At 63.1% G+C, this 24,784-nt stretch carries 24 protein-coding genes; 15 read left to right on the top strand and 9 right to left on the bottom strand.

From position 1 onward, the window contains the following. The first annotated feature begins 9 nt into the window (after positions 1-9). The 3 genes from E5720_RS06330 (at position 10) to purM (ending at position 3,360) form a co-directional block, all read left to right on the top strand. Positions 10-411, top strand: coding sequence for a sterol carrier family protein (locus tag E5720_RS06330; RefSeq protein ID WP_136169939.1), 402 nt, complete (start codon positions 10-12; stop codon positions 409-411). Between the two features lie 103 nt (positions 412-514). After that, positions 515-2,080, top strand: a complete 1,566-nt coding sequence (purF, locus tag E5720_RS06325; RefSeq protein WP_084347076.1) for an amidophosphoribosyltransferase — start codon at positions 515-517, stop codon at positions 2,078-2,080. A 179-nt stretch (positions 2,081-2,259) separates the two neighbouring features. Then, positions 2,260-3,360 carry a phosphoribosylformylglycinamidine cyclo-ligase gene (gene purM, locus E5720_RS06320; RefSeq protein WP_136172484.1) on the top strand — a complete coding sequence of 367 codons (1,101 nt, stop codon included), beginning with the start codon at positions 2,260-2,262 and terminating at the stop codon, positions 3,358-3,360. 89 nt (positions 3,361-3,449) lie between these two features. Here the strand turns inward: purM and E5720_RS06315 are convergent, their stop codons facing one another. Both E5720_RS06315 and E5720_RS06310 read right to left on the bottom strand, forming a co-directional pair. After that, a complete protein-coding gene (locus tag E5720_RS06315) occupies positions 3,450-3,665 on the bottom strand; it encodes a DUF3073 domain-containing protein (protein ID WP_084347077.1) in 216 nt (71 codons plus the stop codon). A gap of 256 nt (positions 3,666-3,921) precedes the next feature. Then, positions 3,922-5,043 carry a folate-binding protein YgfZ gene (locus E5720_RS06310; RefSeq protein ID WP_210730025.1) on the bottom strand — a complete coding sequence of 374 codons (1,122 nt, stop codon included), beginning with the start codon at positions 5,041-5,043 and terminating at the stop codon, positions 3,922-3,924. A gap of 165 nt (positions 5,044-5,208) precedes the next feature. Here E5720_RS06310 and E5720_RS06305 point away from each other — a divergent pair, with 165 nt between their 5' ends. From E5720_RS06305 to cydC, 5 genes are all read left to right on the top strand, one after another. Continuing rightward, the gene (locus E5720_RS06305) at positions 5,209-6,087 is read left to right on the top strand and encodes an aminodeoxychorismate lyase (protein ID WP_136169938.1); all 879 of its coding nucleotides are present in this window, start codon (positions 5,209-5,211) and stop codon (positions 6,085-6,087) included. A gap of 101 nt (positions 6,088-6,188) precedes the next feature. Further along, positions 6,189-7,655 (top strand): cytochrome ubiquinol oxidase subunit I, encoded by a 1,467-nt coding sequence (locus tag E5720_RS06300; RefSeq protein WP_136169937.1) that lies wholly within the window; start codon positions 6,189-6,191, stop codon positions 7,653-7,655. Positions 7,656-7,666: 11 nt separating this feature from the next. Next, on the top strand, positions 7,667-8,710 hold the full coding sequence (gene cydB / locus E5720_RS06295; protein WP_136169936.1) for a cytochrome d ubiquinol oxidase subunit II: 1,044 nt from the start codon (positions 7,667-7,669) through the stop codon (positions 8,708-8,710). After that, positions 8,707-10,380 carry a thiol reductant ABC exporter subunit CydD gene (gene cydD, locus E5720_RS06290; RefSeq protein ID WP_136169935.1) on the top strand — a complete coding sequence of 558 codons (1,674 nt, stop codon included), beginning with the start codon at positions 8,707-8,709 and terminating at the stop codon, positions 10,378-10,380. Before cydB ends, cydD begins: the two co-directional genes overlap by 4 nt. Beyond that, on the top strand, positions 10,370-12,085 hold the full coding sequence (cydC, locus tag E5720_RS06285; RefSeq protein ID WP_136169934.1) for a thiol reductant ABC exporter subunit CydC: 1,716 nt from the start codon (positions 10,370-10,372) through the stop codon (positions 12,083-12,085). The genes cydD and cydC overlap by 11 nt, the downstream gene beginning before the upstream one ends. A gap of 237 nt (positions 12,086-12,322) precedes the next feature. Here the strand turns inward: cydC and E5720_RS06280 are convergent, their stop codons facing one another. Next, positions 12,323-12,997, bottom strand: a complete 675-nt coding sequence (locus E5720_RS06280) for an FABP family protein (protein ID WP_136169933.1) — start codon at positions 12,995-12,997, stop codon at positions 12,323-12,325. Positions 12,998-13,324: 327 nt separating this feature from the next. Here E5720_RS06280 and E5720_RS06275 point away from each other — a divergent pair, with 327 nt between their 5' ends. Further along, positions 13,325-14,812, top strand: coding sequence for a cutinase family protein (locus tag E5720_RS06275; protein WP_136169932.1), 1,488 nt, complete (start codon positions 13,325-13,327; stop codon positions 14,810-14,812). A gap of 67 nt (positions 14,813-14,879) precedes the next feature. On the opposite strand, the gene E5720_RS06270 is transcribed toward E5720_RS06275, so the two are convergent. From E5720_RS06270 to E5720_RS06250, 5 genes are all read right to left on the bottom strand, one after another. Continuing rightward, the gene (locus E5720_RS06270) at positions 14,880-15,185 is read right to left on the bottom strand and encodes a DUF1416 domain-containing protein (protein ID WP_136169931.1); all 306 of its coding nucleotides are present in this window, start codon (positions 15,183-15,185) and stop codon (positions 14,880-14,882) included. Positions 15,186-15,187: 2 nt separating this feature from the next. Further along, positions 15,188-16,024, bottom strand: a complete 837-nt coding sequence (locus E5720_RS06265) for a sulfurtransferase (protein WP_084347087.1) — start codon at positions 16,022-16,024, stop codon at positions 15,188-15,190. A gap of 54 nt (positions 16,025-16,078) precedes the next feature. Beyond that, the gene (locus E5720_RS06260) at positions 16,079-16,546 is read right to left on the bottom strand and encodes a DUF4395 domain-containing protein (protein WP_136169930.1); all 468 of its coding nucleotides are present in this window, start codon (positions 16,544-16,546) and stop codon (positions 16,079-16,081) included. A gap of 285 nt (positions 16,547-16,831) precedes the next feature. Beyond that, positions 16,832-17,248: a thioredoxin family protein gene (locus tag E5720_RS06255; protein WP_136169929.1), complete on the bottom strand. Its 417-nt coding sequence runs from the start codon at positions 17,246-17,248 to the stop codon at positions 16,832-16,834. Continuing rightward, on the bottom strand, positions 17,245-18,024 hold the full coding sequence (locus tag E5720_RS06250) for an LmeA family phospholipid-binding protein (protein ID WP_168708288.1): 780 nt from the start codon (positions 18,022-18,024) through the stop codon (positions 17,245-17,247). Before E5720_RS06250 ends, E5720_RS06255 begins: the two co-directional genes overlap by 4 nt. A gap of 167 nt (positions 18,025-18,191) precedes the next feature. Here E5720_RS06250 and E5720_RS06245 point away from each other — a divergent pair, with 167 nt between their 5' ends. The 6 genes from E5720_RS06245 (at position 18,192) to pstB (ending at position 23,997) form a co-directional block, all read left to right on the top strand. After that, positions 18,192-18,965 (top strand): response regulator transcription factor, encoded by a 774-nt coding sequence (locus E5720_RS06245; protein WP_136169927.1) that lies wholly within the window; start codon positions 18,192-18,194, stop codon positions 18,963-18,965. Continuing rightward, a complete protein-coding gene (gene mshD, locus E5720_RS06240) occupies positions 18,966-19,883 on the top strand; it encodes a mycothiol synthase (protein ID WP_136169926.1) in 918 nt (305 codons plus the stop codon). Positions 19,884-20,023: 140 nt separating this feature from the next. After that, entirely contained in the window at positions 20,024-21,118 is a 1,095-nt protein-coding gene (pstS, locus tag E5720_RS06235) for a phosphate ABC transporter substrate-binding protein PstS (RefSeq protein ID WP_136169925.1), read from the top strand. 96 nt (positions 21,119-21,214) lie between these two features. Beyond that, complete coding sequence (gene pstC / locus E5720_RS06230) at positions 21,215-22,258, top strand: phosphate ABC transporter permease subunit PstC (protein ID WP_136172482.1); 1,044 nt, start codon at positions 21,215-21,217, stop codon at positions 22,256-22,258. 3 nt (positions 22,259-22,261) lie between these two features. Next, on the top strand, positions 22,262-23,170 hold the full coding sequence (gene pstA / locus E5720_RS06225) for a phosphate ABC transporter permease PstA (RefSeq protein ID WP_136169924.1): 909 nt from the start codon (positions 22,262-22,264) through the stop codon (positions 23,168-23,170). Positions 23,171-23,220: 50 nt separating this feature from the next. Then, complete coding sequence (gene pstB / locus E5720_RS06220) at positions 23,221-23,997, top strand: phosphate ABC transporter ATP-binding protein PstB (RefSeq protein WP_136169923.1); 777 nt, start codon at positions 23,221-23,223, stop codon at positions 23,995-23,997. Between the two features lie 78 nt (positions 23,998-24,075). On the opposite strand, the gene phoU is transcribed toward pstB, so the two are convergent. Continuing rightward, positions 24,076-24,750, bottom strand: a complete 675-nt coding sequence (phoU, locus tag E5720_RS06215; protein WP_136169922.1) for a phosphate signaling complex protein PhoU — start codon at positions 24,748-24,750, stop codon at positions 24,076-24,078. Between the last annotated feature and the right edge of the window lie 34 nt (positions 24,751-24,784).

Below are 24,784 nucleotides of genomic sequence, written 5' to 3'. Positions count from 1 at the left end.
GCTGGGGCGATGGCGCCGAGCAAACTCGTAACCCCCGAACAGGTACGCGAAGCGGTGCTGGCCGTCGCCGACTGGACCAGAGGCCAGGACGTCGAGAAGCCCTCACGTGCCGCGCTCGCCGATGCAGTTCGAACCACGGTACGCACTCTCGCGCAGGTCGCACCGGGTTCGAGTGTGGAGGTTCGGGTTCCGCCCTTCGTGGCGGTGCAGTGCATCACCGGCCCGCGGCACACCCGCGGCACGCCGCCGAACGTCGTCGAGACAGATCCGTACACCTGGTTGCAGATAGCGACAGGGGTCCGCACCTTCGACGATGCGCTGAAAGATGGATCCATCACAGCCTCCGGCAGTCGGGCGGGTGACGTCGCACACTGGTTGCCGATCATGCGGCTGCCGATCCTGCGGGAATGAGCCCCCGAGGGAATGCTCAGCACGTACGATGCGTTGCCTCTTGCCGTGGGCCCGTAGACTGGTCCCCGCCCCCCGCCCTCGTCCCCCTTAGGGAGCAGTGCCAGTGACCAACGCCGAGTTGTCGGTCGACAGTCCGAATCTTTTGGTAGGCAAACCGCTGGATGTACCCGAAAGTGAGCCGCGAGAAGAGTGCGGTGTATTCGGTGTATGGGCTCCAGGCGAGGATGTGGCAAAACTTACTTATTACGGTCTGTATGCGTTGCAACACAGAGGCCAGGAGGCCGCGGGTATCGCCGTCTCCGACGGCGCACAGGTGCTGGTCTTCAAAGACCTCGGACTCGTCAGCCAGGTATTCGACGAGCAGACCCTCGGCGCCATGCCGGGGCACGTCGCAATCGGACACTGCCGCTACTCCACGAGCGGTTCGGTCATCTGGGAGAACGCGCAGCCCATTTTCCGCACGACCACTGCCGGGACGGGCATCGCGCTCGGCCACAACGGAAACCTGGTCAACTTCGCCGAACTTGCCACCAGGGCTCGCGACGCAGGTCTCATCAGCGACCGACTCCAGGGCAACGGGACGTCGGACTCCGACGTCGTGACAGCCCTGCTGGCCCACAAGGCCGCCGATCGAACCATCGAGCAGGCTGCGATGGAACTGTTGCCGACGCTCGAGGGCGCATTCTGCCTCACCTTCATGGACGAGCACACGCTGTACGCCGCGCGTGATCCGCATGGCGTACGGCCGCTGTCGTTGGGGCGGCTCGATCGGGGGTGGGTCGTAGCCAGTGAGACGGCTGCACTCGATATCGTCGGTGCCGCCTTCGTACGCGACATCGAGCCTGGTGAACTGCTCGCTATCGACGCCGATGGTGTTCGATCCTCACGCTTCGCCTCCCCGGAGCCCAAGGGCTGCGTGTTCGAATACGTGTACCTGGCCCGTCCCGACAGCGTCATCGGCGGCCGCTCCGTGCACTCCACTCGGGTCGAGATCGGTCGACGGCTCGCGAAGGAACACCCCGCCGAGGGTGATCTGGTCATTCCGGTTCCCGAGAGCGGCACTCCGGCAGCGGTCGGGTTCGCACAGGGCTCCGGCATTCCGTACGGCCAGGGACTGATGAAGAACGCCTACGTCGGGCGAACGTTCATCCAGCCGTCGCAGACCATTCGTCAGCTCGGTATTCGGCTCAAGCTCAATCCGCTCAAGGAAGTCATTCGCGGTAAGCGTCTGATCGTGGTCGACGACTCGATCGTGCGCGGCAACACGCAACGCGCCCTCATCCGAATGCTGCGTGAGGCAGGCGCACTCGAGATCCACGTGCGGATCGCGTCGCCGCCCGTTCGTTGGCCATGCTTCTACGGCATCGACTTCGCCTCTCCGGCAGAGTTGATCGCCAACGGCGTCGATTCCGGGGACGGAATCCTCGAAGGTGTGCGTCAGGCCATCGGTGCCGACTCCCTCGGATACATCTCGATAGAGGGGATGGTTGCGGCATCGGAGCAGCCCGAATCAAGGCTCTGTACTGCATGTTTCACGGGCGAGTACCCGATCGCCCTTCCGCCGGACAACGCTCTCGGCAAGCATGTGCTCGAAGGCATGCTTGCAACGGCCGCCGGCCAACAGACCGAGACAGACAACGCCAACGCGAGCGCACTGAGCAGACCGTAGTCTCATGTGATCTTCAGCCTCGTGTGATCGTCGTTACGTCCTATTCGGCGATGTCGACGTCACAACCAGTCGACTAGGTCTGTCGTGTTCCCGGACGATTGCCCGCTCCGGTACCGTGAGAGCGCACTATGCGCACGATGCGCGAAGACAAACAGTACGAGCACACAGGCTGGAGCCGCATGACCGAGGAAACCCGACCACCGAGCGCAACCTCCTCTGGTGGTGCTTCCTACGCCTCGGCAGGCGTCGACATCGCCGCAGGGGACCGAGCGGTCGAACTGTTCGCCCCCCTCGCCAAGAAGGCGAGTCGACCCGAGGTCATGGGCGGTCTTGGCGGATTCGCCGGACTGTTCGCGCTCAAGAGCGACTACCGGGAGCCGATTCTCGCCGCCTCGACAGACGGGGTAGGCACCAAGGTCGCCGTCGCGCAGGCGATGGGCAAGCACGACACCCTCGGATTGGATCTCGTGGCGATGGTCGTCGACGACCTGGTCGTCTGCGGAGCTGAACCGCTGTTCCTGCAGGATTACATCGCCGTCGGCCGCGTAGTACCGGAAATGGTCGCTGAGCTCGTCAAGGGCATTGCAGACGGCTGCGTCATTGCGGGCTGTGCGCTTCTCGGAGGCGAGACGGCCGAGCATCCAGGTCTGATGGCAGACGGAGACTACGATCTGTCGGCAACCGGGGTAGGCGTGGTCGAAGCCGATTCGGTTCTGGGCCCCGATCGCGTGCGCCCCGGCGACGTCGTGATCGGAATGGGATCCTCGGGTCTGCACTCCAACGGGTACTCCCTTGCACGCAAGGTTCTGCTCGAGATCAACCACATGGATCTCGGCGGTCACGTCGAAGAGTTCGGCCGCACTCTCGGTGAGGAGCTGCTCGAGCCCACCAAGATCTATGCCAAAGACTGCCTGGCGTTGGCTGCCGAGACCGAGGTGCGGACGTTCTGTCACGTCACGGGTGGCGGGTTGGCGAACAACCTGGGACGCGTCATGCCCGCAGGGCTCGTGGCCGAACTGGACCGTGGAACGTGGAGTCCGGCACCGGTGTTCTCACTGATCGCTCAGCGTGGACGCGTCGAACGCAGCGAGATGGAGCAGACGTTCAATATGGGGGTCGGCATGGTCGCCATCGTGGCGCCCGAAGACGTTGACCGTGCACTCGCTGTCCTGACTGCACGACACATCGAATGCTGGACTCTGGGAACGGTCAAGAAGTCGACGGACATTACCGTCGCAACCGATCGCGCCGTACTGCTGGGAAATCACCCACGCTTCTGAGCGCCAAGCGACCTATGACAACTGCAGGGAATTTATACAACTGAGGGGGAGCCGCGGTGCGGCTCCCCCTCAGTTGTATAAATCGCAGGTCAGCGTCGCCAGTCCTCGTATTCATCCTCTTCGACGCGGGTGTAGCTTTCCGCGTCCGAGGAGGATATGCCGCCCGAGGTAATGCCGCCACGGTGGGACTTGGACGAACCGCCGGAGAGTTCTCTTTGTAAACTCTCCAAGTCCGTTGTTGGAGAGCTGTACTTGAGCTCACGAGCGACCTTTGTCTGCTTTGCCTTAGCCCTGCCTCGGCCCATGGCGTTGCCCCCTCGCGGACTTGCGGGGCGGCCTGGGGAAATTTGGGCGCCCCGTTGGTTTTGGTATTTCTTCCTGGACCACACTCTAGCGCGAGAACGGCCCAGATGCTCATACGCCTCCGGGTAGCGTTATTCCTTCTTATATGTATGGCCGGTCAAGAGGTGCCGGTCAGGGCCGCTGGCCTGCGGCAATGCCCGTAGCTTCGGTAAAGAGTCACGAAGACGCATCGCGACGCAAAGCTCGCCTGTCTTGCGATTATCTCCCGCGGAGCCGATCGATTGCTGCACGGCCCGCCTGAACGTCGTCGTAGTTCGGAATCGAATCCGGGTCGATCGACGCAGCACACGGACCGACTACCAACTCGGTGCCGGCAGGAATGGTTCTCTTGATCAGAGCCAACGCGATGGGACCGAGTTCGAAGTGATCGACGACGGTGCCGAGCCGGCCGACGGTCCGCCCTCCGGCCGTCACCGGATCCCCCGTTTCGGGCCTGCCGTCGGCAGAACCGTCGAGATGAAGAAGAACCAGATGGCGGGGTGGTCGACCCAGGTTGTGCACGCGCGCGACGGTCTCCTGCCCGCGGTAGCAACCCTTGCTCAGATGCACGGCGCCGAGTTCGGCAACTCCGCCGATCCAACGGACCTCGTGGGGGATGGTCTTCTCGTCCGTGTCGATACCGACACGGGGGCGAATCGACTCGACCCGCAGCGCCTCGTATGTCCAGGTGCCGGCGGGGGTCGCGCCCTGCTCGCGTAACTTCTTGAACCACGCTGCAAGCGACGTGCGCGGGACGAGCAGGTCGTATGCGTTCTGGCCGGGCCACGGCATCCGCCGGATGAACCCGCCACCTTCGAGGGGGAGCGCGGCATAGACGTCCTCGGGGGTCGGCGCACCGGCAGCCCCGAGCACTCGCTGCGCGTCCGAGCCCAGCACGCTCAAGACCGCGAGTTCGTGGCCTTCCCGAGGCTCGGCTTTGGACCAGAACACCATCTTCTTCAGGAACGCGAGGAGATCGGGCCCGTTCGCGGCCTCGGTGTCGATCCACGTGATGCCGTCGAGATCGGTCTGCACGAAGTGATGTTCGACGCGTCCGTTGATGTCCAGACTCAGGTTCTCTGCCGACATGCCGTCGGGCAGGTTCTGGACCTGTTGGCTGGAAATCGTATCGAGCCAGGTCAGGCGCTCGTCTCCGCTGATCGCTATGACGAAGCGGTTGGAGCGGTCGATGACTGCCGCAGCAGATGTCGCATCTCGTTGCTCACCGAAGGGGTTCCCGTAGTGCCAGGCCACGGCATGGTCTGCAGAGTCTTCGGGCGAAGGCACAGCGCCGGGGAGGGTGAGAAGTGGGCTCGGGTCGATCGGGGCGGTATCGGACACGTCTCCCATAGTAGGAGCATCAGGCAGGAGCGCAGCCTGCGGAGCGACCCGATCAGGCAGGAGCGCAGCCTGCGGAGCGACCCGATCAGGCAGGAGCGCAGCCTGCGGAGCGACCCGATAAGGCAGGAGCGCAGCCTGCGGAGCGACCCAACTAGGGTGGGCGCCATGTCCGACCGTGTAGTAGTGACCCTCGATGGGCAAGTTCACGACGCAGATCAACCGCTTTTGTGTGCCGACGACCTTGCCGCAGTTCGGGGTGACGGAGTTTTCGAGACGCTTCTGATTCGGGACGGCGCGGCGTGTGGGGTGGAGAGGCACCTGACGCGCCTGGCTTCCTCGGCGAGGGCTCTAGATCTGCCTGAGCCCGACTTGGATGACTGGAGGCTGGTCATCGGGCTCGCGGTGGACGAGTGGGAGCGCAAGACGCGGAGCGAGGGTGCGCTGCGGGTGGTGTTGAGTCGCGGCAGGGAGAGTGGTGGTGGCCCGACGGGTTACGCGACCGTGGGTCCACTGCACGAACGGGTTGCCAAGGCCCGTGCGGAAGGGGTGTCGGCTATCACGCTCGGCCGCGGGTACTCGGTGGATTTTGCTGCGGCAGCGCCGTGGCAGTTGATGGGTGCCAAGACGCTGTCGTATGCGACCAACATGGCCGCTTTGCGGTATGCCGCCCAGCAGGGTGCCGACGAGGTGATCTATACCAGCAATGAGGGGCAGGTTCTCGAGGGTCCGCGGTCCACGGTGGTCATCTCTCGCGGTAAGACACTGATCACACCGCCGGTCGAGCACGGGATCTTGGCGGGTACCACTGTCGACGCCTTGTTCGACGTCGCGACCGCTAAGGGATACACCTGCGAGAAGTCGAACATCTTTCCTGCGGATCTGATTGCTGCAGAGGGCGTTTGGTTGGTCTCGAGTATCACACTCGCGGCGCGTGTCGTCACCCTGAACGGGGTCACGCTTGGCACCCCTGACAACGCCGACGACATCCGTTCGATGGTCGATTTCGCGATCGAACGTGGGGAGGGCGACACTGTCGACGCTTGAGCTACTACTTCGCGTAGTAGTAATCTGGGAGTCGCTGTAACAAGCCCGCGTGAGCGGTAACTTCAGTTACCTGCCCGGGGGGCGGGAGAGTCGGAGTCGTCATGGATACCTTGGACATTTCGAGGTGGCAATTCGGTATCACCACCGTCTACCACTTCATTCTCGTTCCGCTGACGATCGGTCTTGCCCCGATCATCGCGGCGATGCAGACGATGTGGGTGATCACCAAGAAGGACTCCTGGTATCGACTGACCAAGTTCTTCGGAAAACTCTTCCTCATAAACTTCGCGCTCGGTGTCGCAACCGGCATCGTCCAGGAGTTTCAGTTCGGCATGAACTGGAGCGAGTACTCCCGCTTCGTCGGTGACGTCTTCGGCGCACCGCTCGCGCTGGAAGGGCTCGTCGCGTTCTTCCTCGAGTCGACCTTCCTCGGACTGTGGATCTTCGGATGGGGCCGGCTGCCCAAACTCGTTCACCTGGCCACGATCTGGCTCGTCGCTATCGGTGTCAATGCCTCCGCCTTCTTCATCATCGCCGCCAACTCGTTCATGCAGCATCCAGTCGGTGCGATCTACAACGAAGAGACCGGTCGCGCGGAACTGACGAGTATCTGGGAACTGCTCACCAACAACACCGCCCTCGCCGCATTCCCGCACGCCGTTGCCGGTGCATTCCTGACGGCCGGAACGTTCGTCGCCGGGATCTCGGGCTGGTGGATGGTGCGTGAGGCACGCAAGGGTGGCGACACCAACTCGCGGAGCATGTTCCGTCCGGCCGCTCGCATGTCCTTCGTGGTCATGATCCTGTCCGGCATCGCGCTGATCTACACCGGTGACGTCCAGGGCAAGCTCATGTTCGAGCAGCAACCCATGAAGATGGCCTCGGCGGAATCGCTCTGCCACACCGAAACCGATCCGAACTTCTCGATCCTGACCGTCGGCACCCACAACAACTGCGACGGCGTCACTCACGTTCTCGAAGTGCCGTTCGTGCTGCCCTACCTTGCCGAGGGGCAGTTCTCCGGAGTCACCCTGCAGGGCGTCGAAGACCTACAACTTCAGTACGAACAGCAGTTCGGGCCGGGCAATTACCGACCCAACCTGTTCGTCACCTACTGGTCTTTCCGCGCGATGATCGGTCTGGCCGCGGGCTCGGCACTGCTCGCGATCGCCGGACTCTGGGTGACCCGAGGTGGACGCGTCCCGAACCAGCGCTGGTTCTCCTGGCTGAGCCTCGCCGCGATCCCGACGCCGTTCCTGGCCAACAGTGCCGGCTGGATCTTCACCGAAATGGGACGTCAGCCGTGGGTTGTCGCGCCCAACCCGACCGGCGTCGATCGAATAAGACTCACTGTCGATCAGGGAGTGTCCGATCATCCGGCCTCCCTCGTCGTTGCCTCGCTGGTGACGTTCACGGTGGTCTACGCAGCTCTTGGCGTCGTGTGGTACTTCCTCCTCCACAAATATGTCGTCGAAGGCCCGCTGGAACACGATCAGCACCCACCGGGTAGCGATCAAGACGATCCGACGGATGACGACGCTCCGCAACAACTCTCGTTCGCGTACTGAGGGGAACGATCATGGGACTTCAAGAATTCTGGTTCGTAGCGATCGCAGTGTTGTTCACCGGCTACTTCGTCCTCGAAGGTTTCGACTTCGGCGTCGGCATGCTGATCCCGGTCTTCGGACGGGCATCGGATCCGAAAGTCGGAGAACGCCGGCGTCGCGCAGTTCTCAACACCATCGGACCGGTGTGGGACGGAAACGAGGTGTGGCTCATCACCGCCGGAGGTGCACTGTTCGCGGCATTCCCGGAGTGGTACGCAACCCTGTTCTCCGGGTTCTATATACCGTTGCTGCTGATCCTCGTCGCGCTCATCCTGCGTATCTGCGCTATCGAGTACCGCGGCAAGATCGACGACCCGGTGTGGCGACGACGCTGTGATCTCGGCATCGGAATCGGCTCGTGGATACCGGCCGTGCTGTGGGGCGTCGCGTTCGCCAACATCGTGCGCGGAGTCGCAATCGACGAGAACAAGAAGGTGACCGCCGGGTTCCTCGACCTGCTCTCCCCGTATGCCTTGCTCGGCGGCGCCACGATGGCTCTGGTGTTCGCGCTGCACGGAGCCGTGTTCATTGCGCTCAAGACTGCAGGGGATGTGCACGAGGACGCGGTCAAAATGGCGGTACGGCTATCTGTTCCGGCTGTTGTGGTCGGCGGCGCCTTCGCATTGTGGACTCAACTCGCATACGGGACGGGGTGGACGTGGATCATGGTCGGGATCGCCGCTCTCGCGCTGATCGCCGTTGTCGCTCTCACCGCCAAGGTGCGCGAGGGCTGGGCATTCGTGTTCACCACGATCGCCGTCATCGCCGTCGTCGTTCTGCTGTTCGGATCACTGTTCCCCGACGTGATGCCGTCCACGACCGACCCTGCGTTCAGCTTGACCATCGAGAACGCGTCGTCGAGCCCGTACACGCTCAAGGTGATGACCTGGGCAGCGGCCTTCACGGCACCGGTCATCATCGGATACCAGGCATGGACTTACTGGGTATTCCGCCAGCGCATCTCCACCGCACACATTCCCGACTCGATCGGATTGTCACTCGGTCGCAAGTCATGACAGTCACCGCCGCGCCGCGCCGGGGGCCTATCGACCCTCGGTTGTGGCGATACTCGCGATCGGCGCGGCGGTATCTGCTGTCGACAGTGCTTCTGTCGCTTGTCGATACCGCGGCGATCATCGTCTCCGCGGTCATGACAGGCACAGTGCTCGCGGGTGTCATCACCGATCCCGCAGCACGATCGATCTCGCACTGGTCCGGGCAGTTGGCGGTTCTTGCCGGAGCCATCGTGGTCAGGACTACCTCGACTTGGCTGCAATCGCGCTACGCGCATCGTGCGGCCTCGCGCGTGGTCGAAGAACTCGAGAACGACGTCCTCGCCGCCGCGTCGAACAGTGATCCACGTCGACTCGATTCCGAGCGCGAAGGCGTTGCCACGGTCGTGACCAGGGCTTTAGGCGGCCTCGCGCCCTATCTCACCGGCTACGTGCCCGCGTTGATCCTCGCGGGAACGCTGACGCCACTGACACTCATGGTCATCCTGACCGAGGATCTGACATCGGCAGTGATCATCTTTGTCACGCTTCCGCTGATTCCGATCTTCATGATCCTGATCGGCCTGCTGACCAAGGGGAAAGCAGAGGCGACGCTCGAATCGATGACGCGACTGTCTGCCCAACTACTCGACCTCCTTGCAGGACTTCCGACGCTCCGGGCACTTGGCCGTGAACACGGGCCTGCAGCGCGGGTCCGGGCACTCGGCGAAGCACATCGCCGCGCGACCATGCGCGCACTGAAGATCGCGTTTCTGTCCTCGATGGTGCTCGAACTGCTTGCCACACTGTGTGTGGCTCTCGTCGCCGTGAGCATCGGACTCCGACTGGTCTTCGGGGACATGGCTCTCGAGGCCGGCATCATCGCGCTGGTACTCGCGCCCGAGGTGTACGTTCCGCTACGCCGGGTCGGGGCCCAATTCCACGCAGCCGAGGACGGCGTCGCGGCGTCGGAGAAGGCGTTCGGCGTGCTGGACGATCGCCCGACGGAGAGGGCGGGAACGCGTTCGATTCAAGCCTTCGGCGCAAGACTGGAGCTGGCCTCGATTTCTGTCGATGCACGTGGCGGCAGCGCCCCACACCGACTCGACGCCGTATTCGAACCCGGCACCGTGACAGTGCTGGCCGGTGCGAACGGGGCAGGAAAGTCGACGGCGCTGAGCGTGATGCTCGCGCTGACTGCGCCCGACGAAGGCAGGGTCACCGTCGGCGGAACAGACTTGGCCGAGGTCGATGTGCAGTCCTGGTGGCGTCAGATCGCATGGCTCCCGCAACGACCCGTCCTTCTTCCCGGCACCCTGGAGAGCAATCTCCTGCTCACCGGAACACGGCCCGATCCCCAGGAACTCGACAGCATCTGTGCAGCAACAGGTTTCGATCAGGTTCTGGCAGAGCTACCGCTCGGATGGCAGACCGTCGTCGGTACCGGAGGTGTCGGGCTCTCCCTCGGACAACGCCAACGTCTCGCCCTGACACGAGTCCTGACCTCCTCGGCCCCGGTGCTTCTGCTCGACGAACCCACGGCTCACCTCGACGCGACCCACGAAGCGACAGTACTGAAAACCATTCGTCGCCTGGCCGACGAGGGCAGAACCGTCGTAGTGGTCGGTCACCGTCGGTCGGTTCTCATCAGTGCCGACACGATCATCGAAGTGCAGGCACGCCATGCTCGTTGACCTTCGGCGCGCTCTCGAACTTCTCGAACTTCGGCCGTCCCGAGTCGCCATGTCCGTGGCGGCAGGGGTCGCGACCTTGGGTAGCGCACTGACCCTTGCGGCAGTATCCGCCTGGCTCATCACCCGCGCCTGGCAGATGCCACCGGTGTTGGATCTGACGGTCGCCGTCGTAGCGGTTAGGGCACTGGGCATTTCGCGCGGGGCGTTCCGATACCTGGAACGCCTGGCAACCCACGACACCGCCCTGCGCGGCACGACGTCGGCGAGAACTCGTCTCTACGAACGACTCGCCGCAGGCAACCCGGCTGCAGCAGCGGGATTGCGTCGCGGCGATCTGATGTCGCGCACCGGCAACGACGTCGACGTGCTCGGTGACGTCGTGGTACGTGCGATCGTGCCGATCTGCGTATCGATAGTTCTGGCGATTGCAGCTGTCGTCGTGTTGGCGTTCGTCTCGCCGGCTGCGGCACTGATTTTGTTGCTGGCTCTCGCGGTCGCCGGGGTACTCGCGCCCTACTGGGCGGCGAGAGCTGCCGTCATCGCCGAGTCCGAGGGCATTTCGGCCCGTGCGGAGTTCAGCGAAACCGCCGTCCGCGCCCTCGATCACGCCGGGGAATTGCGGGTCGCCGGACGATTGCACGAGACCCTTCGGGATGCTGCCGAAGCCAACCGCGCATCGGTGAAGGCCCGCGACCGAGCGGCACTGCCTGCAGCCTTCGCCGACGCGGCATTACCTCTCTCTATCGGTGCGGCGGTGCTGGGCTCCTTGCTGGTCGGTATCTCGTTGTACGGCAGCACGGGCGGAACAGCTGGTGGTATGACGCCGATGGCGTTGGCGATCATCGTGCTGGTGCCCCTTTCCGCCTTCGAGGCGACCTCTGCTCTGCCTGGTGCTGCCATTGCACTGACGAGGGCCCGCATTTCGGCGTCACGCATCGTGGAGCTGCTGGACGCTGCGGATGAGGCCGCTCCGCAGACGGTGAATGATCTGGACTCGCTCACCGACCGTGTCAGTGCGAGAAACTTGCGGTGTGGCTGGCCGGGGTCTTCCTCGACTACGGTGCCGGTCGATCTCGAGGTAGGTCCCGGAGCGAGGGTAGCGATCGTCGGCCCCAGCGGCATCGGCAAAAGCACCCTCTTGATGACGCTCGCGGGACTGCTGCCGCCGATCAGCGGAACCGTCGAGGGCTCCGGTGCCCGTTTCTTCGCCGAGGATGCGCACCTGTTCGACACCTCGATTCTCGAAAACCTGAGGGTGGCACGCGGCGACGTCCAGCCGGACGAGGCGGTCGAGGCGCTCGACCGAGTCGGCCTCGGCGCTTGGATCTCTTCCCTCCCTGACGGCATCGACACGACCCTCGTCGGCGGTGCGCAGGCGGTGTCCGGAGGTCAGCGTCGACGCATTCTGCTGGCTCGTGCGCTGTTGTCCGACGCGCCGATTCTGCTGCTGGACGAGCCGACCGAACACCTCGACGACGACGGGGGAGCGCAGCTGTTGCGACGGCTCCTCGACCGCTCCGACGGTATCGTCGACGGTAATCGTGCGGTCGTGGTGGTGACGCATCAGCTTCCGGCGGACAACCATGCGGACCTGGTCTTGGACCTCGGCATGTCCGGCGGAAATATTCCTTTGCCGACTTCGGAATCGCGGCGTACGTTGTCGAGTACACGGGAGAGGAGGTGGTCTGACGTTGAAGAACTCTAGGACGCGTGAGGTGGCTGTCAGCTAGCCGCAACCGCTGACGGATTCACTTTTCGAAGACCGCGCGAGCGGCAAGCGAATCCAAGGCAGCTACCCGGCCCCCGAGCCCTCGGTCTAATCCGCCCGAGACCTGAAAGCAGGTATGGCTCGGGGGCCGTTCGCGTGCGCGGGGAGAATCTCTTGAAGGGCCGACGGCTGGCTGAAGGACCCATGAGGGCCTCTGGGCTGGAAAGAGTGTTGTCAGCCGATATAGCGGACGAGGCGCGCAGACAGCCGTGGTGCCAGTTCGCCGTCGGCGTCTACACGTTCCTCGACGTATGCGAGGTCGGCACCATCGACGATGCCGTAGAGCCGCTTGGCGCCACCGACGAGGGCGCCCGAAGTGGACCGGATCACGACATCGGTCGCGAGTTCCCACGAAGTCTGATTGAGCGCGTGCCCGTAATAGAGTTCGACGACGCCGGTGCTGTGCGTCAGCAGAAACTCGATGACCTCAGGCGTCTCGCTGCCCTTGACGTCATCGCCGGTAATTCGCCAGAAGCCGGTTTCGCGAAGGTCGGGATGCGCATAGTTTCCGTCGGAGTCGAGGCGCCACGAGCGAGATTCCCAGCTGAGGTAGGCACCGCCGTCGTGTGAGACGACAATTTGCTGCCCGAACGGGTACTCCTGTCCCGACTCGGGATCGCGACCCTCGCCTTCGCCGCGCCAGACGCCGACCAACGGAAGCAGCGCAAGCATCGCTGGATTCAGTTCGGGTCCGAGGCGAAGGTTGGCGGTATCTTCAGGGTGCGGAAGATCCGGCAACGTCGGAATGTTGCGTGTCGACGCCGCTGCAAACTTCTCGGCAGCTTCGGCGATCGCATCATTGGCGGACCGTGTGGTCTCGCCCGACTCGTCGGCTGCGCGCTCGGTCACGATTCTTCGGTGACCAAGCGGTAGACGACGTAGAGCGAGAACGCGATGATGGCTACTGCAGCCAGTGCCAGCAGAAGCTCGAAGAAGATGACCACGACGCCGAGTTTAGACCCACGCTGTTCACTCCGCAGAATCGCGGTCGCGACAACGCCGAAGTCGATAGTGCGATCTCCCAGTATCGGGCCCCCGACATCGGGGATTCACACTCTGTAGCAAACGATGGGGGCTCGGCACGGTACCTTCTCCAGTGTGTGTGTCGGGCGTTGTACGCCCGACACCTTTTGTGTGGTCGAAAGCTGTCTCGAAGTGTGCTGGAGAGGATCTCGAATGCGTCGCCGAACACGTGCGGGCTCGATTTTGACGAAGTCCGCGACGCTGGGGGTGGCGTTGCTCCTTGCTGTTCCCGCGGCCGCAGCCGCATCCCCGGAATCGGGCTCGTCGACGACTGGGTCTGCAGGCGCACCCTCTTCCGAAGAAGACGGCCCGAACATCGATCCGAACAACTTTGCCCAAGACTGCCCGGACGTTCTGATGCTCGCAGTGTCCGGTGCAACCGACTCGGACGCCGATCGTGATCCGCTGAACGAAGAACCCCGCTCGCCGATGGCCAATTGGGTGGGCAACGTGACGCTCCCTGCCGGCCAGGTCGGAGCGAGCAACCCGGGATCGGTCGGCTGGCTCTACGTCCCGTATCCATCGACGTACGGAGTGGGATTCCTCTCCGACGTGCCCACGTATCAAGAATCGGTTGCCGCAGGCGTCGCCTCGACCAACAGTCTGCTCGACGAGTACAAGAACAAGTGCGGCGAGAACACCAAGTTCGTGCTCCTCGGCTACAGCGTCGGCGGCGAGGTGGTCGAGCGTGTCGCGATGGAACTCGGACACCGTGCACCCGATGCGCTCGTCACGGGCGAAGACATCGCCGGTGTTGCACTCTTGGGGGATCCGTACCGACCTGCAGGTGTACCCAACATCGACGAGCCCGGCCCGACGCGCGGTGGGTTCCAGTCGCCGGAGGCCAAGGATTACGGCACGCTGAACGACAAGATGACATGGGCTTGTCGACCCTACGATCTCGCATGTGACGCTCCCGAGAACATTCTGGCGCTGCAACTGGCACTCGGAGTGCTCGGACAGATGCGGCTGACGGTGTTCGACCCCGTCCAGACCGTCGCCGACTTCGCCCGCACCGTGACCTCCATAGCCACCCGCGCGATCGTCGACATCGTCACCCAGAAGGACTGGGTAGGGTCCGAGGAGACGCTGCTCGAAGTGCTTCTCAAGGTTTCCGATCGGACCTACCAGGTCGACGAGGGGAAAGCCCTGGCAGAGCTGACCCCCGAGCGTCTACGCGAAGACCTCGACTGGGCGATGGGGCCAGGAGCGGAGACGGTGCGTGCCAAAGTGCGTGCTGAAGGCGAAGGTCTGGTGGAGAACAACAAGGGGATAGTCGACGTCCTCGTCGAGCCGTACATCTTTCTCGGATTCCTCCAGCACCTGTTGTACTGGAACAACAATCCGAATGACGGCCGTGTGTGGGAGAGCGAAAAAATTGTCGCCTGGGTGACGGATCTGGCCGAAACCGAACGCGAGAGAAAGGGCGTCGACGACGCACCTCCGGCACCCTCCGAGGTCGAGCCCGGCCCGGCTCCGCAGACACTCCCGACGCCCGGAACCCTCACTCGCGACACCGATCTGGGAGCACTGCTCGATTCCTTCGGAGTAGCGCTACCGCCGGGGGTCTTCCCGCCCCGGTACTCGACGGTTCCCGAGCCGACCACTGCGCAGCCGACCGAGATAGTGCCGCAGAACTAGGCAGGCCACGAAAGAGCCCCGCATCGACGAAGAATCGATGCGGGGCTCTTTCGTGCTCTGTATGAAATCAGGCTCCGACGGTCACATTCGCCGAGTGCACGCCTGCACCCTCCGGGGTGATCACCGCGTCACCGTTACCGGACGCGGACAGTGCACGCAAAGTCCACTTGCCGGGTGCCGCGAAGAACCGGAAGTCTCCGGTTCCCGACGCCACTACCTCTGCTGTGAACTCGCCGGTGCCGTCGAGCAAACGCACGAATGCGCCGCCCACAGGCTCACCGTCGGTGGCAAGAACACGACCGGTGATGACGGTCTCCTTCTCGACATCGACGCCTGCCGGAATAGTTTGGCCTTGAACGGGTGCTCCGCACATGATCAGTGAACCTCCAACTCGATGGGTGCTCCCACGAGGGAGCCGTACTCGACCCAGCTGCCGTCGTAGTTCTTGACGTCGGACTTGCCGAGAAGTTCCTTCAAAACGAACCAGGTGTGGCTCGAGCGCTCGCCGATGCGGCAGTAAGCGATGGTCGCCTTGCCCTCGTCGTAGCCCTTTTCCTTGTACAGCGCTTCGAGGGCGTCGTCGTTCTTGAACGTGCCGTCCTCGTTGGCGGTGGTGCTCCACGGGATGTTGATCGCGGAGGGCACGTGTCCACGCTGCTGCGCCTGCTCCTGCGGCAGGTGCGCCGGCGCGAGGATCTTGCCGGAGAACTCGTCGGGGGAGCGGACGTCGATGAGGTTCTTGTTGCCGATGGCGTCGATGACCTCGTCGCGGAATGCGCGGATCGACAGGTCGGGCGCTTGTGCTCGGTACTGGGTCGTGTCCCGGGTGACGACATCGCTCGACAGTGGACGACCGTCGAGTTCCCACTTCTTACGGCCACCGTCGATGAGCTTGACGTCCTTGTGGCCGTACAACTTGAAGTACCAGTACGCGTAGGCAGCGAACCAGTTGTTGTTACCGCCGTACAGCACGATGGTGTCGTCGTTGGCGATTCCCTTCGCCGACAGGAGATCTGAGAACTGATCCTGGCCGAGGAAGTCGCGGCGAACCGGGTCCTGCAGGTCCTTGCGCCAGTCGAGTTTCACTGCGCCTTCGATGTGACCGCCGTCGTAGGCGCTTGCGTCTTCGTCGACCTCGACGAAAACGGTCTTCGTGGCGTTCAGGTTCTGCTCGGCCCAGTCGGCAGAGACCAGGACGTCGGAGCGGGCCATGGGTTTCCTTTCGGTGATGGATATCAGAGGGGAGAAATTGTGTCGGTAGGTATGTCAGGCGCTGGCGGTATGCGGTCGCACGCGCGCCACGAGGGGATAGATCTGGCAGCCGAGGCACAAGGCGAAGGCCGCATTGAGGAAGGCCGCGAACAGTGCAAAGCCAGTGGCCACAGCGCCGAGAGTCGGTAGTCCAGCGGCGAAACCGAGGACACCGGCGGCCGCGAACAGGAAGCCGACGAGCTGCGCGAACCTCAGTGGCGGCGTTGGCTCGCGTTCGCTGGTCGGCGACAACCTCGGTGCGAGAATCAGTCCGAACAGTCGGCCGTATGGGCTGCGCTTCGGGCCGAAGGCGGCACCGATCGCGAAGACCACTGCCTGCGCAGCAAGTAGCACTGCCGCGGCAACAACGGAGAAGGTCGACAACAGTAGAACTGCGACGAGTACGGCGGTGGTGATCCAGGCCGCGAATCGTGGTCCACGGGCATCGACTTGTTCGACCGCGGAATGTAGGTCAGTAGACATCGAGAAAGTGCTCCTGCGCTTGAATTTGTTGACCGAGTCGGTTGTCGAGGCGGGTCCGATGGACGGAACCGGCACATCTGCAGAGGGGTAATAGGGGATCTACCCGTGATCGCCTGAAAGTCTTCCGGAGTGCGCACCAAGGGCACCTGCGGAACGAGGGATCAGCAGCAGCGACAGCAACAACCGCCCAGTCGGCACAGGTCTACCGTGCGACGACTGGTGAGCAACAGCTCATGGCGGGACAACACGTAGAACACCCTACCCCGAGAACTTCGACCAGCAGAACTACAGGTCGAGCAACGCAGCCTCGAGGGCCGCCGCTTTCGGGACTCCTGCAATCCGAACACGCTGGTTCAGCTGCCCGTCGAGAACGAATGTCGTCGGAAGCGACAGCACGCCCAGTTCCCGGGCGAGCGCGGAATGTTCGTCGATGTCGAGTTCGAGTTCGGTGGGACCGTCCAGTTCGGCGAGTACCTGACCAACGACGCGTCGCACCGCACTACAGGGGCCACACCAGTCGGCGGAGAAGTGCAGAACTGTGGCGTGCCCAGAGACTGCGCCGGCGTCTGCCAGCATGGCAGTCAAGCGAGGGGAGGCTCCCTCCGTGGCCGCGTGCCGCACCTTTCCTGCACGTGAGGTGAGGACTACGCCGACCACCGATGCGGCAACCAGTACGGCCACGAGAATTGTGATTCCGGTCATGACTTTTCGATCTGGTCCAAGTCGATCGTCACATTCTCCGCCGAGCCTTCGATCACGATCTGCGAACCCTCCGCATAGACATCGGTGGGGAGCACTCCGAACGGAAGAGTCTGGCGATCGATCGTCTTGGTGAACAGACCGAGCACAGCAGACTTCGCGAAGTCGGGGATCGTGAAGTCGGCACTGCCCTCCGGGCCGAAGTAGAAATTGGTCGCGACGATGCTCACCCGATCACCATCGAGAATGAGATCTGCCTGAACACTGACTTCGGTCTCGACCGGGCCGACCGGCACGGTACCGGTGAGCACGACTCCGCCGTTCGTCGTTTTTCCCGACCCACCCGAACCGCCCGTGCCGTCCGACTTGTCGGCGGGTGGCGCAGAAACCTGCAGGTCGACGATGCCGAGGAAGCGCCCGAGGTCCGTCGCTTCGATGCGCACCCTCCCGTCCAGCTTGTCGACGGGAACGGTCTGCACCGACCCGTCGGCCAAGTCCGACAGGGGGATCGACACGCCACGCAGATTGGCTTCGATCGTCGTCGACCCGACGTAATCGTTGGGGACGTCCTGTGCCCGGACCTCCACATTCTGGTATTTGCCTTCGACGGCCTGGGTCAGAAAAGGGAAACCGTGGATCGTGACCTGAGGGTCGGAGGTGAGGTCCCCGCCCTCACGAATCGCGCGAGAGACGCGGTACTCGGAGTAGGCCGCAACCCCGAAGTCGACGACGAGGGCGAGTGCCAGCAGACTCACGAGACCGATGATCAGTTTGCGCATGGGGACCATTGTGACCGAAGGATCCGGGACTGCGTTGAACGGTGGCCCCCGTGGACAAGTTAGTCTTGCCCCCTGAGAAAGCCGTCGGCTTCGCTCCCGAAGACGGCGTCCCGCCGAAAATCGACTCAGTTCGATATCGGCACGACAGCGGTAAGAATAGAGGCTGTGTGGAGCTCCTGCTTCTGACCTCCGATCCGAATCCGGAGGCCGTTCTACCGTCGCTTGCGCTTCTGTCGCACCACGTGCGGCCTGTTCCCACGGAAGTTTCCTCGCTCCTGGAGGCAGGTTCCGCTGATATCGCCCTGGTCGACGCTCGTACCGACTTGGCCGCCGCGCGCGGATTGTGCCGGTTGCTGGGCAGTACCGGCTCGGCGATCCCGGTGGTGGCCGTACTCACCGAGGGCGGTCTCGTCGCGGTCAACTCCGAGTGGGGCCTGGACGACATTCTTCTTCCCGGCACCGGACCCGCCGAGCTCGATGCCCGGCTCCGTCTACTCGTCGGACGTTCCGGGGGAGTGGCAAGCCCGGAGGCGTCGGGAAAAATCACTCTCGGCGAACTCGTGATCGACGAGGGCACGTACACCGCACGGTTACGCGGACGCCCCCTCGATCTGACATACAAGGAGTTCGAACTCCTCAAGTATCTGGCTTTGCACGCAGGGCGAGTGTTCACGCGTGCGCAGCTGCTCCAAGAGGTATGGGGATACGACTTCTTCGGTGGCACCCGAACCGTGGACGTGCATGTTCGACGCCTCCGCGCGAAACTCGGCACCGAGTACGAGTCACTGATCGGTACCGTCCGCAACGTTGGATACAAGGCAGTGCGCCCTTCTCGCACGGCAAAGGGTGGGCCGGTGGTAGCAGGGCACGAAGACGATGGCCATGACGGCGCCGAGTTGACCTCGATCGACAGTACGACCAACGGAAGTGCGGCTCAGTAGATGACCCTCTCGTTCGAAATCTCCCGACTCGACCCCGCAGCGATGACCTCGGAGGTGTCCGAGGCCGTCAAGGCGGTGGTGTCACGTGCCGCCGTCACCGACGGTACGGCGCCTCTGTCGGAACAGGCCGTCAAGGCAATCTCGGCGGACAACTCGGTGCAGCATCTGGTTGTTTCCGAGGGAACTCGTATCTTCGGCTACGCGGGCATCGCGGCTGGTTCGGCCGAGGCTCCGCCGATGGCTGAAGTCGTCGTGGATCCGGAGTTTCGCGGCCGAGGCGCGGGAGGAAGCCTCGTCGACCGTGCACTGTCCGAGGGTGGAGACGGAGCCCGAGTCTGGGCCCACGGAAACCTCGAACCCGCGCAGGCGGTCGCCGCCCGACTCGGCCTGACGGTAGCTCGTGAACTGCTGCAAATGCGTCGCTCGCTCGCGGCGCCGGAACTGCCCGAAGTTGTTGTTCCGGAGAGTATTACGTTGCGTACCTATGATGGACCGTGCGAGGATGCGGAACTTCTGCGCGTCAACAGTGCAGCGTTTGCCTGGCACCCCGAACAAGGTGGCTGGACCGCGAAGGACATTGCCGAACGCCGCGACGAAGAATGGTTCGACCCGGCCGGGGTGTTCCTCGCCTTCGAAGAAGGCACCGACCATCTGCTCGGCTTTCATTGGACGAAAGTGCACGCCGCCGAGGCAGGCGAAGACGAGATCGGCGAGGTCTATGTCGTCGGTATCGACCCGGCGTCGCAGGGGCGTGGTCTCGGCCGGGTTCTGACCCTCGCAGGCTTGCACTACCTGCGCGACCGACAGCTTGCCGAAGTGCTGCTCTACGTCGAGGCGGACAACACCGCTGCTGTGCACACCTACGAACGTCTCGGTTTCTCGCGATTCCACGTCGACGCGGCGTACGCGCGTCCGTAAACGGACAATTGCCCACTCTGTTCATTCTCCGTTCACTGTTTCGGGGGTAGCTGTCAACCGGCCCCCTTTACGTTTTGCTGTGGGTAGCGCCGACGCTGCCCTATCAGCGACAACGGCAACAAGAATCCTCGGAGGAAACGGTGAACCTCAAGCGCAATGCTGCTTTGATCAGCGCAGCGGCGATCAGTGCCATGCTGCTGACGGCGTGCGGCAGCGACTCGAACATCGAAGCGGCATCGGGGAGCACAGCCGCAACATGTGAGGGCAAGTCACCGCTGACCGGTGAAGGATCCTCTGCCCAGCAGAACGCGATGTACAACTTCACATCCGTGTACGCGGGCGTGTGCTCCGGCAAAGCCGTCGAATACACGACGAGTGGTTCGGGCAACGGCCGCACGCAGTTCGTAGCCGGCCTCGTCGACTTCGCAGGCTCGGACTCGGCCATCAAGAAAGAGCAGGCCGCCGCAGCCGCCGAACGATGCCAGGGCAACCCCGCCTGGAATCTCCCACTCGTATTCGGCCCGGTTGCTATCGCATACAACCTCGACGGTGTCGACAACCTCGTGGTTACCCCCGACCTTGCGGCCCGCATGTTCACCGGCCAGATCACCACCTGGAACGACCCGGCCGTAGCCGCGGTCAACGAGGGCGTCTCGCTCCCGGCAACCCCGATCACTCCGATCTACCGCTCCGACTCCTCAGGCACCAGCGACAACTTCCAACGCTTCCTCGCAGCGTCCGCACCCGAGGCCTGGACACTCGACCACAGCTCCGATTGGGCCGGCGGCGTCGGCGAAGGCGCGAACGGTTCGTCCGGGGTCGCACAGGCGGTCGCTGCGACTCCAGGCTCGATCACCTACGTCGAGAAGGGCTTCGCCGACCAGGAGAGTCTCGGCACCGCCGACGTCGACTTCGGCAACGGGCCGGTCGAGCTGAGCAGTGAGACCGCGGGCGCAGCCATCGATACTGCTGCGTTCTCCGGCGAGGGCAACGATCTCGTCATCGATATCGACGCCCTCTACGCCAGCAAAGCCGAAGATTCCTACCCGTTGGTCCTCGCCACCTACGAAATTGTCTGCTCGAAGGGTTACGACGCCGATACCAGCGCGGCCGTGAAGTCCTTCCTGCTCAGTGCCGCCAACGAGGGCCAGCAGGGTCTCGAGCAAGCCGGCTACGTGCCGCTGCCCGAGTCCTTCAAAGAGCGTTTGGTCACTGCTATCGACGCGATCGCCTGATTCAATGAGACGAGAACCTGGATCGATGCCTTGGATGAATCTCCTCGGCATCGGGCAGGACCCGTCCTCGACCACCACACGAGAGACGTGAGCGGTATGAGAGACACCCACTCGATCACCGGCGTTACGTCCGCGGATGACACCACCGCGACCGGGGCGCCCCGGAACACGGAAGAGTCCATTCAATTGCCGGACAAGAAGGCCAAGGGCGGTACCGTCACTCGCCCTGGTGACCGCATCTTCGCCACCCTCGCCAAGGGCTCGGGTGTCTTCATCATCGTGCTCATCGCCGCCATCGGACTGTTCCTGCTGTGGCGGGCGATTCCGGCGCTGCAGAACAACACGGTCAGCTTCCTGACGTACAACGGAAGTTGGAGTACCTCGGACACCTCGGCCATGGTCTTCGGTATCCGGGACCTGTTCCTGGTGACCGCGACAGTGTCGATCTTCGCGTTGATCCTGGCGATGCCGGTCGCGCTCGGAATCGCGGTCTATCTCACCAACTACGCGCCGAAGAAAGTGGCGGGCCCGCTGGGTTACGTCGTCGATCTGCTTGCTGCAGTGCCGTCGATCGTCTTCGGACTCTGGGGCCTGTACGTGTTGGCGCCGGCCATCAGCCCGTTCGCCGAATGGCTCAACACCAACCTCGCCTGGTTTCCGCTTTTCGCCACCGGGTCGGTATCGATCGCCGGTGGAGGCACCATCTTCACCGCCGGCATCGTCCTCGCCGTCATGATCCTTCCGATCATCGCGGCAGTGACACGTGAAGTCTTCGTACAGACGCCGAAAGGGCAGATCGAAGCGGCCCTCGCGCTCGGCGCAACACGGTGGGAAGTCGTCCGGACCACCGTCATTCCATTCGGAAAATCTGGATTCGTCAGTGGTTCGATGCTCGGACTCGGGCGCGCACTCGGCGAGACCATCGCGCTGTACATCATCATTCGCAGCACACAATCGACCTTCGGATGGACACTCTTCGACGGCGGAAATACTTTCGCGACAAAGATTGCACTCGCGGCAGGTGAGTTCAACAACCAGCTCCAGGCGGGCGCCTATATCGCGGCGGGCCTCGTTCTCTTCGTGCTCACCTTCGTCGTCAACGCGGGCGCTCGCGCCGCCATCGCTGGAAAGAAGGCCTAGGCCATGACCGCAACGCTGGATCGTCCGGTCAAGGAAAAGACCTTCAAGGGCGTCAGTGCTCGACGTAAATTCGCCAACGGATTCGCGACAGTGCTGGTCAGTCTGGCCGTACTGGTCGCGCTGGTTCCGCTCATCTGGGTGCTCTACACGGTGATCTCGCGCGGCATCAGAGCAGTGGTCGCACCCGAATGGTGGATGAACTCGCAAGCAGGCCTCACCCCGTTCATTGCCGGTGGCGGCGCCTACCACGCCATTGTCGGCACGCTGATGCAGGGATTGTTCTGCGCGTTGATCTCGATTCCGATCGGTGTCTTCGTCGCCATCTACCTCGTCGAATACGGTGTCGGAACACGCCTCGCCAAGGTGACGACCTTCATGGTCGACATTCTGACCGGAGTCCCGTCCATCGTCGCCGCACTGTTCATCTACACACTGTGGATCGCCACCTTCGGCTTCGACCGGTCCGGCATCGCCGTCGCGCTTGCCTTGGTTCTGCTGATGATCCCGGTCATCGTGAGGTCGTCGGAGGAGATGCTGCGCATCGTTCCGCAGGATCTGCGCGAGGCGTCGTATGCACTCGGTGTACCGAAATGGAAGACCATCGCGAAGATCGTTGTTCCGACGGCACTGTCCGGCATCGTCACCGGCATCATGCTCGCGCTCGCCCGGGTCATGGGTGAGACCGCGCCGGTGCTGATCCTGGTCGGCTCCGCTACCTCGATCAACTTCAATCTGTTCGAGGGGCCGCAGACGTCCCTGCCGCTCATGATGGTCGACCTGCAGAAAGCCGGAACCGGCGCACTCACCAGCGAGCGCATGTGGGGAGCAGCACTGACGCTGATCCTGATCATTGCTCTGCTCAACATCGGCGCGAAATTGGTCTCCAAGTTCTTCGCACCCAAGAACTTCTGATCACTGCGCCACCCACGAATCTCCCCGCTCGAGAAACACAGGAGCCGATCATGGCAAAACGTCTCGACCTGAAAGACGTCAACATCTTCTACGGCAAGTTCCAAGCCGTCGCAGGTGTCACCCTTGCGGTTCCTCCGCGTGGCGTGACTGCCTTCATCGGGCCCTCCGGCTGCGGCAAATCCACAGTGCTGCGTTCGCTCAACCGTATGCACGAGGTCACCCCGGGCGCACACGTAGAAGGATCAGTGCTGCTCGACGGCGAGGACATCTACGGCTCCGGCGTGGACCCGGTCGGTGTCCGTCGCACCATCGGCATGGTCTTCCAGCGCCCCAACCCTTTCCCGACGATGTCGATCCGAGACAACGTCGTCGCAGGCCTGAAGCTGCAGGGTGGACGAAAGAAGAAGGAACTCGACGAGATCGCCGAGCGCTCCCTCAAAGGCGCAAACCTCTGGAACGAGGTCAAAGACCGCCTGGACAAGCCCGGTGGCGGTCTCTCAGGCGGCCAGCAACAGCGACTGTGCATTGCCCGTGCCATCGCAGTGAAGCCAGACGTCCTCCTCATGGACGAGCCGTGCTCGGCGCTGGACCCGATCTCGACGCTCGCCATCGAAGACCTCATCGGTGAGCTGAAGAAGGACTTCACGATCGTCATCGTCACGCACAACATGCAGCAGGCCGCACGCGTGAGCGATCAGACTGGCTTCTTCAACCTCGAGGCCACCGGTAAGCCAGGCAAGCTCATCGAGATCGACGACACCGAGAAGATCTTCTCCAATCCGACCCAGAAAGCCACCGAGGACTACATCTCCGGTCGCTTCGGCTAGGGAAAGTACATGAAAAGAACCCCCGAACGCTCAGCGTTCGGGGGTTCTTCTTGTGCGCGTTCGGTACGAGCGAAGGGGTCAGCTGCTGGGCAGGTGTGTGTTGCTCAATTCGGTTGGCATTTCACCGGTGGCGAGGAAGATGACTCGGCGTCCGACCTCGACTGCATGGTCGGCGAAACGCTCGTAGAACCGCCCGAGAAGGGTGACGTCCACCGCCGCCGCGACGCCGTGACTCCACTCACGATCCATCAGCACCGTGAACAAGTGACGATGAAGGTCGTCCATCGCCTCGTCCTCCTCGTGGAGCTTGGCGGCGCGCTCGGGATCGCGGGTCTCGAGAACCTCGCGCGCGGATGCTCCGAGTTGCACGGCGATTCGACCCATTTCGGCGAAGTAGCCGTTGACCTCTTCGGGGAGTGCGTTGTTGGGGTGGCGACGCCGAGTGATCTTGGCGACGTGCAGGGCGAGAGCCCCCATCCGCTCGATGTCGGCGACGATCTGGATTCCCGACACGACCGAGCGAAGATCTCCTGCTACCGGAGCTTGGAGCGCGAGGAGGGTGAATGCCCTCTCCTCGGCAATGGTGCTCAGTTCGGAGATCTTGTCGTGATCGGAGATGACCTGCTCGGCGAGGAGCAAGTCTGCTTGAAGTAGTGACTGAGTTGCCTTCTCCATCGCAGAGCCGGCCAGTGTGGCCATCTGTCCGAGGGCATCGGCAAGGTCGTTCATCTGTTCTTTGTAGGCGACGCGCATACCTGTGAGTTTAGTAGGTCACACCCATCTGGTC

The organism is Rhodococcus sp. PAMC28707 (genome assembly GCF_004795915.1).
Classification (GTDB): domain Bacteria; phylum Actinomycetota; class Actinomycetes; order Mycobacteriales; family Mycobacteriaceae; genus Rhodococcoides.
Note: the sequence above shows the minus strand (reverse complement) of the source record. Positions and strands in the feature narration are given on the sequence as shown.